Source organism: Lactococcus muris, from assembly GCF_042849115.1.
Taxonomy (GTDB): domain Bacteria; phylum Bacillota; class Bacilli; order Lactobacillales; family Streptococcaceae; genus Lactococcus; species Lactococcus muris.
On the sequence record NZ_BAAFQO010000006.1, the window covers coordinates 26,864 to 40,815 of the forward strand.

Here is a 13,952-nt window from a genome sequence, read left to right on the forward strand (position 1 = left end):
ATGGCACTTTCAAAATTAGATAATTTATACCGTGCAGTAATTCTTGATCACTCTTCTGCTCCGCGCCATGCAGGTGAACTCCAGCAGGCTTGTGTTGTTGATTTGAACAATCCAACCTGCGGTGATGTTATTCGCTTGACTGTTGCGTTTACAGAAGATAAGATTAGCGACATTGCCTTTAGTGGGCACGGTTGTACAATTTCAACAGCATCTGCTTCAATGATGACGGAAGCTGTGATTGGCAAGACAAAAGCAGAAGCTTTGGAATTGGCACGGATTTTTTCAGAAATGGTGACGGGACACGAAGATCCTGCGCAAGAGCGCTTAGGAGACGCACAATTCCTTGCAGGAGTTTCTAAATTTCCGCAACGGGTAAAATGTTCAACTCTGGCGTGGAATGCCCTGAAAAAAGCGATTGAGACAGATGGTAGTGCTACCGTATCTGAATCTCACTAGAATGCAAATAAAGAGAGGAAAATAATGACAGAAGAAGTTCCAGTATTAGAAGAATATAAATTTGGTTTTCATGATAATGCTGAATTAGTCATGTCTACAGGAACAGGTCTGACAGAAGAGGTTATTCGTACAATGTCGGCCGCAAAAGAAGAACCAGAATGGATGCTGGATTTCCGCCTCAAGTCCTTCGAAGCCTTCAAAAAATTAGATCTCCCAGAATGGGGACCTGATTTGTCAGACATTGATTTTGATGATGTAGTGTATTACCAAAAACCCACCGATAAACCTGCACGTACTTGGGAAGAAGTCCCTGATGAAATTAAGGAAACCTTTGAAAGAATCGGTATCCCAGAAGCAGAGCGTGCTTATTTGGCAGGAGCTTCGGCACAATATGAGTCAGAAGTTGTTTACCACAACATGAAGGAAGAATTTGAAAAGCTTGGTATCATCTTCACCGATACCGATTCTGCTCTGAAGGAATATCCAGATCTTTTCAAAAAATACTTTGCAAAACTTGTCCCTCCAACAGACAATAAATTAGCCGCCTTGAACTCAGCAGTTTGGTCTGGAGGAAGCTTCGTTTACGTGCCTAAGGGAGTAAAGTGTGAAATTCCTATCCAAGCCTATTTCCGTATCAATAACGAAAAATCAGGACAGTTTGAACGTACTTTAATCATTGTTGATGAAGGAGCTTCTATCCAATATGTGGAAGGCTGTACTGCACCAACATATTCATCAGCCAGCTTGCACGCTGCTGTTGTTGAAATCTTCTGTGAAGAAGGTGGATACATGCGTTATTCAACCATTCAAAACTGGTCAGATAATGTCTATAACTTGGTAACAAAACGTGCCAAAGCAGAGGCAAATGCGACCGTGGAATGGATTGATGGTAACTTAGGTTCACGTGTCTCTATGAAGTATCCAGCTGTCTATTTAGACGGTCCTGGCGCACGTGGTACAATGCTTTCGATCGCCTTTGCTAACGCAAATCAAGAGCAAGATACAGGTGCCAAAATGATTCATAATGCACCAAATACAAGCTCATCGATTATTTCTAAATCCATCTCTAAATCTGGTGGAGCCGTAAACTATCGTGGACAAGTAACCTTCAACAAAAACTCCACACATTCTAAATCACATATTGAATGTGACACGATTATTATGGATGATATTTCAAAATCAGATACAATTCCATTTAATGAGATTCACAACTCACAAGTTGCCTTGGAACACGAAGCTAAAGTATCTAAAATCTCAGAAGAACAGTTGTACTATTTGATGAGCCGTGGTTTAACAGAAAAAGAAGCCACAGATATGATCGTGATGGGCTTCATTGAACCATTCACAAAAGAGCTTCCAATGGAGTACGCAGTAGAACTCAACAGATTGATTTCTTATAGTATGGAGGGTTCAATCGGGTAAAGAAAAAGCAAAGCTTTTTCCCGATTGAATCGGCGAATAGGGATTTTCGTAAGAAAATCTTCACTCGTATCGGGTAAAGAAAAAGCAAAGCTTTTTCCCGATTGAATCAGCGAATAGGGATTTTCGTAAGAAAATCTTCACTTGTATCGGGTAAAGAAAAAGCAAAGCTTTTTCCCGATTGAATCAGCGAATAGGGATTTTCGTAAGAAAATCTTCACTTGTATCGGGTAAAGAAAAAGCAAAGCTTTTTCCCGATTGAATCAGCGGATAGGGATTTTCATAAGAAAATCTTCGCTCGTATCGGGTAATAAATAAGGCGCAGCTTTTCCGATGAAAAAATATTGTAAGTGTAAATATGTCCTTCGTATTTTATGAGGGGCATATTTATTTTATACTTTTTCAAATTGCAAGGTGCTATTCTAACCAGAAACTCAGATATGTATCAGATTTCCTGAACAAGTAACACAACTTCCTACTTTCAATTTTTTGTGTTAAACTATTAAACAGTATGTAAAAGAAAGAGCAGTAATATGAGTATTATCAATGTAAAAAATTTATCCCATAGCTTTGGCGAGCGCGTGATTTTTGAAAATGTGTCTTTTCGTCTGCTTAAAGGCGAACATGTCGGGCTTGTCGGGGCAAATGGTGAAGGAAAATCCACCTTTATGAATATCATCACAGGTGCTTTACAACCTGATGAAGGAAAAGTGGAGTGGTCTAAAAAAGTTCGCGTGGGTTACTTGGATCAACATGCAGTCTTACAAAAAGGACAAACGATTCGGGATGTTCTTTCAAGTGCCTTTCAGTACCTTTTTGATATTGAAGCGGAAATTAATGAGCTTTATCTGAAGATGGGAGATGTGCCCCCAGAAGAGATGGATCAACTTTTGGAAGAAGTCGGCGAACTGCAAGATATTCTGGAGCAAAGTGATTTTTATCAAATTAACTCTAAAGTAGAAGAAATCGGGCGCGGACTTGGTCTTCACGAGATTGGTTTTGAGCGTGATGTTGAAGATCTTTCTGGTGGCCAACGCACCAAGGTTCTTTTGGCAAAACTCTTGCTGACAAAACCCGAAATTCTGATGCTGGATGAGCCCACAAACTATTTGGATGAAGAACATATTGCATGGCTTAAACAGTATCTTCTGGACTATGAAAATGCCTTTATCTTGATTTCGCATGACATTCCTTTCCTGAGCTCTGTCATTAACATCATTTATCATATGGAAAATGGCTCCTTAGACCGTTATGTTGGTAATTACGAAGATTTTCAATCTGTCTATGAAATGAAGAAAAAACAAGAGTTAGCTGCATATAAACGTCAACAGGCAGAAATAGCAGATCTTAAAGATTTTGTGGCGCGAAATAAAGCACGTGTAGCTACACGAAATATGGCCATGTCCCGTCAGAAAAAGTTAGATAAAATGGACATGATTGAACTAAGTGCCGAACGACCAAAACCGCAATTTGACTTTAAAAAAGGTCCAACTTCAAGTAAACTTATTTTTGAGACGAAGGATTTAGTTATTGGTTATACTGAACCTTTATCTCGTCCGCTTAACTTGCGAGCTGAACGTGGACAGAAAATTGTTTTTACAGGGGCAAATGGGATTGGTAAAACAACACTCTTGCGCAGTATCCTAGGCGAAATAAAAGCGCTTAGTGGTGAAGTTCAACGTGGTGAAAAGTTAGAGATTGGCTACTTTGAGCAAGAAGTCAAAAGCGATAATGGAAAAACATGTTTGGAAGAGATTTGGGACACTTTTCCGGCAATGAACCAAGCAGAAGTTCGTGCAGCACTTGCGCGTTGTGGCTTAACCAAAAAACACATCGAAAGTAAAGTTGCTGTTTTAAGTGGGGGTGAAAAAGCTAAAGTTCGCCTGTGCAAATTAATGAATGCTGAAAGCAATGTTCTTGTCCTTGATGAACCAACTAACCATTTGGATGTGGATGCCAAGGACGAACTCAAGCGTGCCTTGCAAGAATATAAGGGAACAATTCTTTTGATTTCCCATGAACCAGAGTTTTACCAAGATGTGGCTACTGAAACTTGGAATTGTGAATCTTGGACAACAAAAGTACTGTAAAAAGTACTTTTTGTTTTAGCAAATCAGAGTGATGATACGCAAGGAGCGCAGCAAGTTATGAACCATCACTTGCTTAAAAAGGTCAATTTTATCTATTTTTGGGCTTGGCTGTGTCTGTTCTCTTACTTCTTCTAAAAAAATACGATTTTTTATAATCTTTTTCGTAAATTCATGGAAAAAAGTTGTATAATTGTAGGAGTGTAATTAATCAGTTTTTTTAGGAGAAAATATGGAACAGCAAATCACAGGAAAGCCAAGTAGTACTTTCAAAAAGTTGACCCATTTTTTTATTGTTGATAAGGTTTTTCTCGTATCCTTTATAATTGCGGTGATTTCAGTAAGCATGGGTGGCGTCCAGACTGAATTTTTTGACGATAAAGTTATCGTCACTGTTTTTGGTCTCATGTTGGTTATTGCTGGTTTTCGCTCTACAGGTATTTTATCCTACATCGGCCAAAGCTTAGTCAAGAGAAGTAAAACAACGCGTCAGCTTGTACGATTTACCACAATGCTGGCCTTCTTTTTTGCTTTATTTTTTACTAACGATTTAACGATTTTGACTATCTTACCTCTTTATTTAACCATTACACGAGAGATAAAAAATCGTAAATCGGTCTATATCGGTGCAGCTATGATTGTTCCGGCCTGTCACACAGGGTCAAGTCTTCTTCCGCAAGGAAATCCTCATAATCTTTATCTGTATTCTTTCTATCAAAACCCAGATCATCATTTGGGACAAGCCTTGACAAATTTAGAATTTTTCAAGGGGACGGGCCTACTTTGGCTTGCTGGTTTGCTTCTTCTCAATTTGGCCTGTCAATTTATTGATAATGAGCCTTTGGTCATTGAGACCAGGGTTAACACGTTTAAGCGACTGGAAATTTCAGTCTTTATTGCCTTGATGGTCTTGATGGCAGCGGCAGTCTTTGGTTATGTGAACTTTTATTTAGCTGTAGCTGTCGTGACTGTTATTGTTCTTTTTTACCGTCCAGCTCTCTTTAAAGGGGTAGATTACCATCTGCTCTTTACCTTTGTTTTCTTCTTCTTAATTGTGGGAAATATTGCTCATATCCAAACTTTAACTGACTTTATTCGCAATGCCTTTGTTGGTCCACAAATGTCCTTTTTGGGTACGGTTTTTATGAGTCAAATTATCTCTAATATTGCAGCTCCGATTCTTATTTCACCTTTTACACCTCATGCTATTTCAGTTGTTATCGGTGCTGACATTGGAGGCATTGGAACGCTTGTGGCCTCAATGGCAACTTTGATTGCTTACAAGATTATCCGCATACAAGCAAGGGGAGAAACAGCAGGATTTATAAAATATTTTGCTTTGGTAAATGCAGGTTTTCTTGCAGTCTTAGTGGTGATAGGTTTAATCATTGTTAGCCTTGGAACTTAAAATAAAAACATGTAGTGAGGCGCTGCATGTTTTTTCGTATTATAAGATATGGAAAAAATATCAGAATACATCAGAGATAATTTAAAAATAATTATCGGAAGTCTTACAATTGTAGTCGTTCTAGGTGCTCTTTATCTGGGTAAGCAAGAAAAAAGCAGCACTAAGAAGTCAGACAATCTTGAATGGTCTGCTGTAGATAGCAAAAAATCAAAACCGGAAAAAGAAGTTAAGGAGGGAAAAAGTGTTGAGGAGGATATTTTTGTTGATGTCAAAGGAGCCGTGCGAAAGCCTGGTGTCTACAAGCTTTCAGCCAAACAGCGTGTATCTGATGCAAATGCACGTGCTGGGGGCTTCACTGAAGAAGCAGAAAGAAAGGCTATAAATCTTGCGAAAAAGCTGCAAGATGAAGCAGAGGTCTATGTTCCTGCACGTGGAGAGGTGGATACAAGAAAACTGTTGGAAGGAGAGACTGGAGGAACAGCTGAAAGCGAGAAAGAGGAAAAATCAAAAATAAACCTTAATACAGCTGATTTGGCGGAACTGCAGCAACTTAGTGGCGTGGGCGCTAAAAAAGCACAAGATATTATCGACTATCGCTCTGAAAATGGAAACTTCAAGAGTGTGGAGGACTTGGGAAAAGTGAGCGGCTTCGGTCCCAAAACTTTAGAAAAGTTAAGAGACTCAATAGTTGTAGATTAGGGGAAGACTGCAGGTAGCATATGAAGCAAAATTTTTCTCTTATTTATTTGATTTATCTTTTGGTTTTATTTTACTTTCTTATTTTCAGCTTTTCCTGGCCACTGTGCATTCTGACTTTGGCGAGTACGGTTCTTTCTTTTTATAGAGGTTATTATGGCTTACTCTTGATCTTGTTGGGTTTTGCCTTGTTTTTCTTCTGGGTTAAAGAAACGGAAAGAATAAAAGAAAGTAGACAGCCAGACAAAATTTCTAAGATTAAACCCTATATTGATACAATTGAAGTCAATGGGAGTCGATTAAGTTTTAGAGGAGAAACAAGTGGACAAGATTATCAAGTTTTTTATACTTTTAAAAGTCAAAAGGAACAAGAATATTTTAAAAAGCTAGATGTAAACGTCCTTATTTACTTTGAAGGGCAGCTAGAAGAACCTGAGGAGCAGCGTAATTTTTCGGGGTTTGACTACAAAAAGTATTTAAAAAGTCAAGGAATTTATCGTCTGGTACAGTTAGAAAAAATTCAAGGGATTGAGCGTTTGAACGGTTTTGACATGCGCCTTTTACGCAGGCAAGCTATTCTTTGGACGCAGGAACATTTTCCAAAACCCATGTCCTCTTATATGACAGGTTTACTTTTTGGCTGGCTGGATAAAGATTTTGAAGAAATGAATGACATTTATACAAGTCTTGGTATTATCCATCTTTTTGCGCTTTCGGGTATGCAGGTAAATTTCTTCATTGAACTGCTCCGAAAAATTTTGCTAAGACTGGGCTTGTCCCAATCTATTGTATTTTTTATCCAAGTCCCCTTTTCAATTTTTTATGCTTTTATTACAGGTTTATCTGTGTCGATTTTACGTGCTCTGCTCCAAAAAAATCTTCTCATGAAAAGAACGGTTGATAAATTTTCCTTGACTTTTATTCTTTTGCTTTTGTTTAAGACCAATTTTTTAATGACAGCAGGGGGACAGCTAACCATGATTTACTCCTTTTTACTGGTCATTTTCTCTGGGAAGTTCAACCATGTCAAAGGAATCAAAAAAACCTTGCTTGATTCTACGGTATTAGCTGTTGGTGTACTTCCACTTTTAATTTTTCATTTTCACAGTTTCCAGCCTTTATCTATCTTACTGACCCTATTTTTCAGTTTAATCTTTGACTTTTTACTCTTGCCGGGCTTACTTCTCATTTTCCTCCTTTCATTGCTGGGCATCAATTTGATTTTTTTTAATGACTTTTTTATATTTTTGGAAAGTATAATAAAAGTTGTGGAGTCTTTGTTCCAGTATCCTTTGATATTAGGGAAGCCGGACGTTTTATTTTTACTTTTACTTTTTGGATTTAGCGGTCTTTTTATTGATTTTTACAAGAAAAAAACTTGGAATCTAGTGTTATTTTCTGTACTTTTTCTATTGTTTTTCCTCGTTAAAAATCCACGACAGGCAAGCATCACGATGGTGGATGTGGGTCAAGGAGATAGCATTCTTTTGCAAGATAAATGGAACCGGCGAAATATTCTCATTGATACTGGGGGAAAACTCAACTTAGGCTCAGATGAAAGTTGGAAAAGCGCCTCCTATAAAAGTAATGCGGAGAAGACACTTATCCCCTACCTTAAATCACAGGGAATTGGGACTGTTGAAACTCTAATCTTGACTCATCCAGATGAAGATCATATGGGGGATTTGGAAATATTGTCGCAGAAGATGAAGATAAAGCATATTTACATCTCTGAAACAGCCTTGAAGAAAAAAAGTTTTGCTAAAAAGTTGTCCAAGTTAAAAAGTAAGGTCCATTTTGCACGAGAAGGGGATAAACTCCCAATATTTGATGGTCATCTTCACTTTTTAGCCACAGGTCTTGAAGGAAGGAGTAACAACGATAACTCTCTCGTAACCTTTGGTGAATTTTATGGAAAAAAATTTTTGTTTACGGGGGATTTGGAGGAAGAAGGGGAAAGGGACTTGCAGAAACGTTACCCCAACCTGCAGACGGATGTTTTGAAGGTCGGTCATCATGGGAGTAAGAGTTCTTCAAAAGTAGAGTTTTTGAAAAATCTTAAGCCGAAGATTGCTCTTATCTCTGTGGGAAAAAACAATCGCTACAAGCATCCTAGTCAGGAAACCTTAAAGAACCTGTATGCGGAAAATATAAAAATTTATCGGACTGATCAACAAGGTGCAACACGATTTATTTATAAAAAGAAGGGCTGGGTCATTCAAACGGTTAAATAATTTCTGTAAAAAAGAGTATGTCAAATTGTATGACAAGAACTCTTTTTTTGATTGAATAGACATAAGATTATAGAGATATGTAATATTTCTTATGTTATAATAGTAGGAAACGTTTACTTGGGTAGATAAAAGTAAATAGGATAGGAGGAAAAATGGCTATTATAAATGTTGAGTATTACTCTGAAACACTAGGAATGAATCGTAAATTTAATGTGATTTATCCAGAGTCCAGTAAGACAGGAAAAGAAGTGAACAGTGACATCCCTGTACTGTATCTCTTACATGGAATGTCAGGAAACGAAGATTCATGGTTGATACGAACAGGGATTGACCGATTGATTCGACATACTCAGCTTGCACTTGTTATGCCCTCGACTGATTTGGGTTTCTATACGAACACAAGCTACGGCATGAAGTATTTTGATGCGATTGCTAAGGAATTACCACAAGTTCTTCATAATTTCTTTCCTAATCTAAGCACCAAAAGAGAGAAAAACTTTATTGCAGGCTTATCTATGGGAGGATATGGCGCCTTCAAGCTGGCTTTGGCAACAAATAATTTCAGTTATGCGGCCAGTTTATCAGGGGCCTTGGACCTGTCAGACTTGAAAGAACAAAGTGCTGAAAATCAGGCTTATTGGACAGGGTTATTTGGAAATCTTGACCAGTTCAATGAGAGTGAGAACAGTATTCTCTATCTGGCAGAGCATCATGTAGGACCGCAACCTAAACTCTACAGTTGGTGCGGAGAACAAGATTATCTTGTAGCAGGAAATGATCGTGCATCAGCTGTACTTGAAGATAACGGATTTGACTTAATCTATAAGAAATCTCCTGGAACGCATGAATGGTATTATTGGAGCAAGCAGATTGAAGAAGTTCTTAAATGGTTGCCCATTGAATATAAGCAAGAGGAACGCCTAAGTTAAAAGAAGTTAAACTTATAAAAATAATGAATAATAAGAGAAAGTTCCTAAAAACTAAAACTGTTCATAAAGAAAACGTTTGCTCAAAAAAGACCGAACAATTGCAGATGAAATGTATGATAATCTTAGGTTAAGTTTTGACAAACGGATTGAATAGGACTATAATTTCATAGTAATAAAAATTTGCGAAAAATCGCATATAGAAAGAGGTCATTAAATGACAACAATCTCAATTGAAGCTCTTAAGGCAGTAGCTATTGGTATTAGTGCACTTGGTGCCGCTATCGGTGATGGATTGATTGTATCAGCATTTATTAACGCTGTTGCACGTCAACCGGAAATGGAAGGTAAGCTTCGTGGAAGCATGTTCCTTGGTGTCGCCTTTGCTGAAGGTACGTTCTTTATTGCTTTGGCTATGGCTTTCTTGTTCTAAAAAACGTTGATTTAACTTATTTATTCAACAATTATTTAGAAAGGAAGACGAGTTATGGAATCGACATGGACATTTAATGTTGGACCAGTGACTTTTGATGGTGTCATTCTCTACATGACAGCTTTGACCGTTTTAATTGTCTTTGGTTTGATTTATTGGGCAAGTCGCAACATGCAACTTAAGCCTACAGGTAAGCAAAACGTCCTTGAATGGGTGGTTGACTTTATTAACGGCATCGGACGTGAAAATCTAGGTGCCAAAGAGTCTCCAAAATATGCCCTCATGAGTTTTACGCTCTTTTCTTTCCTTCTGATTTCAAATATTATTGGGCTGGTGACTAAAATCACTGCACCAGGAGATGTTAGTTTATGGCGCTCCCCAACAGCCAACTCAACAGTTGACTTGACCTTAGCGATTTTAATCGTTGTACTTGCCAATACTCTTGGTGTAAAACAGTTTGGCTTTAAAGGTTATATTAAAAATTCCTTTTGGAAAGAACCGAAAGTCATGCTTCCGATGACAATTATGGAAGAATTTACAAATGCTTTGTCTCTGGGGCTTCGTCTTTACGGTAATATTTTTGCAGGTGAAGTCCTTTTAGGAATAATTGCTGAGATGATTCATTCGGGATGGTTCCTTCTTCCTGTTGTTTGGATTTTGGAGATGGCTTGGATAGCATTCTCAATCTTTATTTCAGCCCTTCAGGCTTATGTATTTGTTCTTTTGACAAATCTTTATATCAGTCACAAAATTTTAGCAGAACACTAGGAAAGGAGTAGAAATGCTTACTACATTATTAGAAACTGCTCCGAACACAGTTCTGGGGAATATTATCGTTGTCAGTGGTGCCTTTATTATCTTGCTGCTCTTGATTCGGAAATTTGCATGGGGGGCTATTACTGGAATCTTTGAAGAACGTGCAAATAAGATCAGCAACGATATCACAACTGCAGAACTGTCAAAAAAAGAAGCAGAAACATTATTAGCGCAACGTGAAGCTGAGCTTGCGGGTTCAAAAGAAGAAGCTGCAAACATTATCCAAACAGCTAACGATACAGCTAAACAAAATCGGGCAAACATCTTAGCTCTAGCCAATGAAGAAGCGGCAAACGTGAAGAAACGTGCTCAGGAAGATATTGAGCAAGAGCGTAAAGAAGCCCTAAGTTCGGTTAAGGGAGATGTTGCGGATATCTCTGTGCAAATTGCTGAGAAGCTCATTGGACAATCTTTGGACGCGCAGGCACAATCAGAACTTATTGACAGCTATATTGCTAAACTTGGCGAATAGGAGGTTGGTTGTAAATGACAACAGTCAATGCTCAAAAATACGGTAAAGCCCTGCTTGAAGTTGCGGAAGAACGGTCTCAGCTAGAAGTCATTCTACCTGAGGTAAACGAACTGACGCAGCTTTTTAAAGAAGAGAACCTGGCTTCATTCTTTGGGGCAGAGGTTTATTCTGCCTCTGCAAAATCGCAAGTCATTGACATGATTAAGGAAAATGCCTCAGACTTGATGAAAAATTTCCTTGATACTGTGCGTGCAAACGGACGTTTGGCAGACTTGTCAGACATTCTTGTTGAAGTCAAAAACACAGCAGATGACATGTTTAAGATTGCAGATGTAGAGGTCGTTTCAAGTGTCAAGTTAACTGAAACACAAATCGAAAAATTTGTTGCTCTCGCTAAATCGAAATTTGATTTGAACGAAGTAACAATCGTGAACACAGTAGATGAAAAGATTGTCGGTGGTTTTATCGTAAATTCACGTGGAAAAATCATTGATGCTTCTGTCAAATCACAATTGGCAAAAATTGCCAAAGAGATACTATAGTTATCTCTTATTTGGGAAAAATTCTCAGCCATTTAACATGAAAACTCAGAAAGGAGCAAAATACATTTGGCAATCAAAGCGAATGAAATCAGCTCACTGATTAAACAACAAATTGAAAATTTTACACCAGATTTTGAAGTCGCTGAAACTGGTGTTGTCACATATGTTGGTGACGGTATTGCCCGTGCCTATGGTCTTGAAAATGCGATGAGCGGTGAGCTTGTCGAGTTTGAGAACGGCGTATATGGTATGGCACAAAACTTAGACAGTACAGATGTTGGTATTATCGTACTTGGTGATTTTCTTAACATCCGTGAAGGAGATACAGTAAAACGTACAGGTAAAATCATGGAAGTTCAAGTCGGTGAAGAACTCATCGGTCGTGTTGTAAATGCACTTGGACAGCCCGTTGATGGCTTAGGCGACATCAATACAGGTAAAACACGTCCTGTTGAAGCTCCAGCTTCAGGTGTTATGCAACGTAAATCAGTTTCAGAACCACTCCAAACTGGACTAAAAGCCATTGATGCGCTTGTACCAATCGGTCGCGGCCAACGTGAGTTGATCATCGGCGACCGTCAAACAGGTAAAACATCTGTAGCTATTGATGCGATTCTTAACCAAAAAGGGAAGGATATCATCTGTATCTATGTCGCTATCGGTCAAAAAGAATCGACAGTTCGTACACAGGTTGAGGCTCTCCGTAAACTTGGAGCGATGGATTACACAATCGTTGTAACAGCTTCAGCATCACAACCCTCACCCTTGCTTTACATTGCCCCTTATGCTGGTGCAGCTATGGGTGAAGAATTTATGTACAATGGTAAGCATGTGCTTATTGTCTACGATGATTTGTCTAAACAGGCCGTGGCTTATCGTGAACTTTCACTCTTGCTCCGTCGTCCACCAGGTCGTGAAGCTTATCCAGGGGATGTCTTCTATCTTCATTCACGTCTTTTGGAACGTGCAGCGCAGTTGAGTGATGATTTAGGTGGAGGGTCGATGACTGCCTTGCCTTTCATTGAAACACAAGCTGGAGATATCTCTGCCTATATCGCGACAAATGTTATCTCCATCACAGATGGACAAATTTTCCTTGAAAATGACCTGTTCTACTCAGGGGTTCGTCCAGCTATCGATGCCGGTTCGTCTGTATCACGTGTCGGGGGCGCAGCCCAAATCAAAGCGATGAAGAAAGTTGCTGGTACACTCCGTCTGGACTTGGCCTCATACCGTGAGCTTGAAGCCTTTACACAATTTGGTTCAGACCTTGACGAGGCGACACAGGCTAAACTCAATCGTGGACGTCGTACAGTTGAAGTTTTAAAACAACCTTTGCACAAACCACTTCCTGTGGAGAAACAAGTCCTTATTCTTTATGCATTGACACACGGACATCTTGACGATGTTCCTGTAGAAGATATTCTTGATTTTGAATCAAAAATGTTTGATTTCTTCGATGTAAACTATGCTGACCTTTTGCAGGTTATTACAGATACTAAAGATTTACCAGACGAAGCAAAACTTGATGATGCGATTAAAGCCTTCAAGAAAACTACAAATTACGTTAAATAAGGAGGTTCATTATGGGCGCTTCACTTAGCGAAATTAAAGCAAGAATTGCTTCAACAGAAAAAACAAGTCATATTACTGGGGCCATGCAGATGGTCTCCGCAGCAAAGTTGCAAAAGTCAGAAAAGATTGCAAAAACGTATCAGATTTATGCAGACAAGGTACGCCAAGTGACAACAGACTTGGTTGCTGCAGATCGTGGGCCTTCTAAAAATCCAATGATGATTAAACGTCCAGTTAAGAAAACAGGATATTTGGTCATCACTTCGGATCGTGGTCTTGTAGGAGGTTACAACTCTAACATCTTGAAGTCAGTCATGAACAAGCTTCGAGAAAAACATCAAGGACCAGAAGATTACTGTATTCTTGCCTTGGGAGGCGTGGGAGCAGATTTCTTCCGTTCTCGGAAAATCAAATTATCCTATGAATTACGTGGTTTGACTGACCAGCCAAGTTTTGAGGAAGTACGCGAGATTGTAGGTCACGCGGTGTCGCTTTATAAAAAAGAAGAGTTTGATCAGCTTTATGTGTGTTACAACCATCATATTAATTCATTGACAAGCGAAGTACACATGCAAAGAATGCTGCCAATCACTTTTGATGAAGCAGAGGAAGTAGAAGAAACAGTGGCGCCAGTCAGTTTCGAGTTAGAACCGAGTCGTGAGGCTATTTTGGATCAATTATTGCCACAATATGCTGAAAGTATGATTTATGGCGCGATTGTTGATGCAAAAACGGCAGAACATGCAGCCGGAATGTCAGCGATGCGTACGGCCACAGATAATGCGAAAACACTGATTAATGATTTGACAATTCAATACAATCGTGCGCGTCAAGCAGCAATTACGCAAGAAATTACGGAAATTGTTGCAGGAGCTTCAGCGCTTTAAG

13 protein-coding genes are annotated in these 13,952 nt (G+C 38.9%); all 13 read left to right on the forward strand.

Annotation, left to right across the window (positions count from 1 at the left end; translation table 11 throughout):
* The 13 genes from sufU to ACGHCK_RS04845 all read left to right on the forward strand — a co-directional run bounded on the left by sufU (position 1) and on the right by ACGHCK_RS04845 (position 13,951).
* Positions 1-456 (forward strand): Fe-S cluster assembly sulfur transfer protein SufU, encoded by a 456-nt coding sequence (gene sufU, locus ACGHCK_RS04785; RefSeq protein WP_251422730.1) that lies wholly within the window; start codon positions 1-3, stop codon positions 454-456.
* A gap of 24 nt (positions 457-480) precedes the next feature.
* Positions 481-1,878: a Fe-S cluster assembly protein SufB gene (sufB, locus tag ACGHCK_RS04790; protein WP_202231099.1), complete on the forward strand. Its 1,398-nt coding sequence runs from the start codon at positions 481-483 to the stop codon at positions 1,876-1,878.
* Positions 1,879-2,408: 530 nt separating this feature from the next.
* On the forward strand, positions 2,409-3,965 hold the full coding sequence (locus ACGHCK_RS04795) for an ABC-F family ATP-binding cassette domain-containing protein (RefSeq protein WP_271328232.1): 1,557 nt from the start codon (positions 2,409-2,411) through the stop codon (positions 3,963-3,965).
* Between the two features lie 229 nt (positions 3,966-4,194).
* A complete protein-coding gene (locus ACGHCK_RS04800) occupies positions 4,195-5,370 on the forward strand; it encodes an SLC13 family permease (protein ID WP_202231101.1) in 1,176 nt (391 codons plus the stop codon).
* A gap of 48 nt (positions 5,371-5,418) precedes the next feature.
* Entirely contained in the window at positions 5,419-6,069 is a 651-nt protein-coding gene (locus ACGHCK_RS04805; protein ID WP_251422724.1) for a helix-hairpin-helix domain-containing protein, read from the forward strand.
* A gap of 20 nt (positions 6,070-6,089) precedes the next feature.
* Positions 6,090-8,300 (forward strand): DNA internalization-related competence protein ComEC/Rec2, encoded by a 2,211-nt coding sequence (locus tag ACGHCK_RS04810; RefSeq protein ID WP_251422720.1) that lies wholly within the window; start codon positions 6,090-6,092, stop codon positions 8,298-8,300.
* Positions 8,301-8,452: 152 nt separating this feature from the next.
* On the forward strand, positions 8,453-9,229 hold the full coding sequence (locus ACGHCK_RS04815) for an alpha/beta hydrolase (RefSeq protein WP_251422717.1): 777 nt from the start codon (positions 8,453-8,455) through the stop codon (positions 9,227-9,229).
* A gap of 214 nt (positions 9,230-9,443) precedes the next feature.
* Complete coding sequence (locus ACGHCK_RS04820) at positions 9,444-9,659, forward strand: F0F1 ATP synthase subunit C (RefSeq protein ID WP_003135074.1); 216 nt, start codon at positions 9,444-9,446, stop codon at positions 9,657-9,659.
* 54 nt (positions 9,660-9,713) lie between these two features.
* Positions 9,714-10,427 (forward strand): F0F1 ATP synthase subunit A, encoded by a 714-nt coding sequence (gene atpB, locus ACGHCK_RS04825; RefSeq protein ID WP_202231105.1) that lies wholly within the window; start codon positions 9,714-9,716, stop codon positions 10,425-10,427.
* Positions 10,428-10,440: 13 nt separating this feature from the next.
* Complete coding sequence (atpF, locus tag ACGHCK_RS04830; RefSeq protein ID WP_202231106.1) at positions 10,441-10,947, forward strand: F0F1 ATP synthase subunit B; 507 nt, start codon at positions 10,441-10,443, stop codon at positions 10,945-10,947.
* 14 nt (positions 10,948-10,961) lie between these two features.
* Positions 10,962-11,489 carry a F0F1 ATP synthase subunit delta gene (locus ACGHCK_RS04835; protein ID WP_271328233.1) on the forward strand — a complete coding sequence of 176 codons (528 nt, stop codon included), beginning with the start codon at positions 10,962-10,964 and terminating at the stop codon, positions 11,487-11,489.
* A gap of 66 nt (positions 11,490-11,555) precedes the next feature.
* Positions 11,556-13,064: a F0F1 ATP synthase subunit alpha gene (gene atpA, locus ACGHCK_RS04840; RefSeq protein ID WP_202231108.1), complete on the forward strand. Its 1,509-nt coding sequence runs from the start codon at positions 11,556-11,558 to the stop codon at positions 13,062-13,064.
* An 11-nt stretch (positions 13,065-13,075) separates the two neighbouring features.
* Positions 13,076-13,951, forward strand: a complete 876-nt coding sequence (locus ACGHCK_RS04845; protein WP_202231109.1) for a F0F1 ATP synthase subunit gamma — start codon at positions 13,076-13,078, stop codon at positions 13,949-13,951.
* Position 13,952 lies beyond the last annotated feature (1 nt).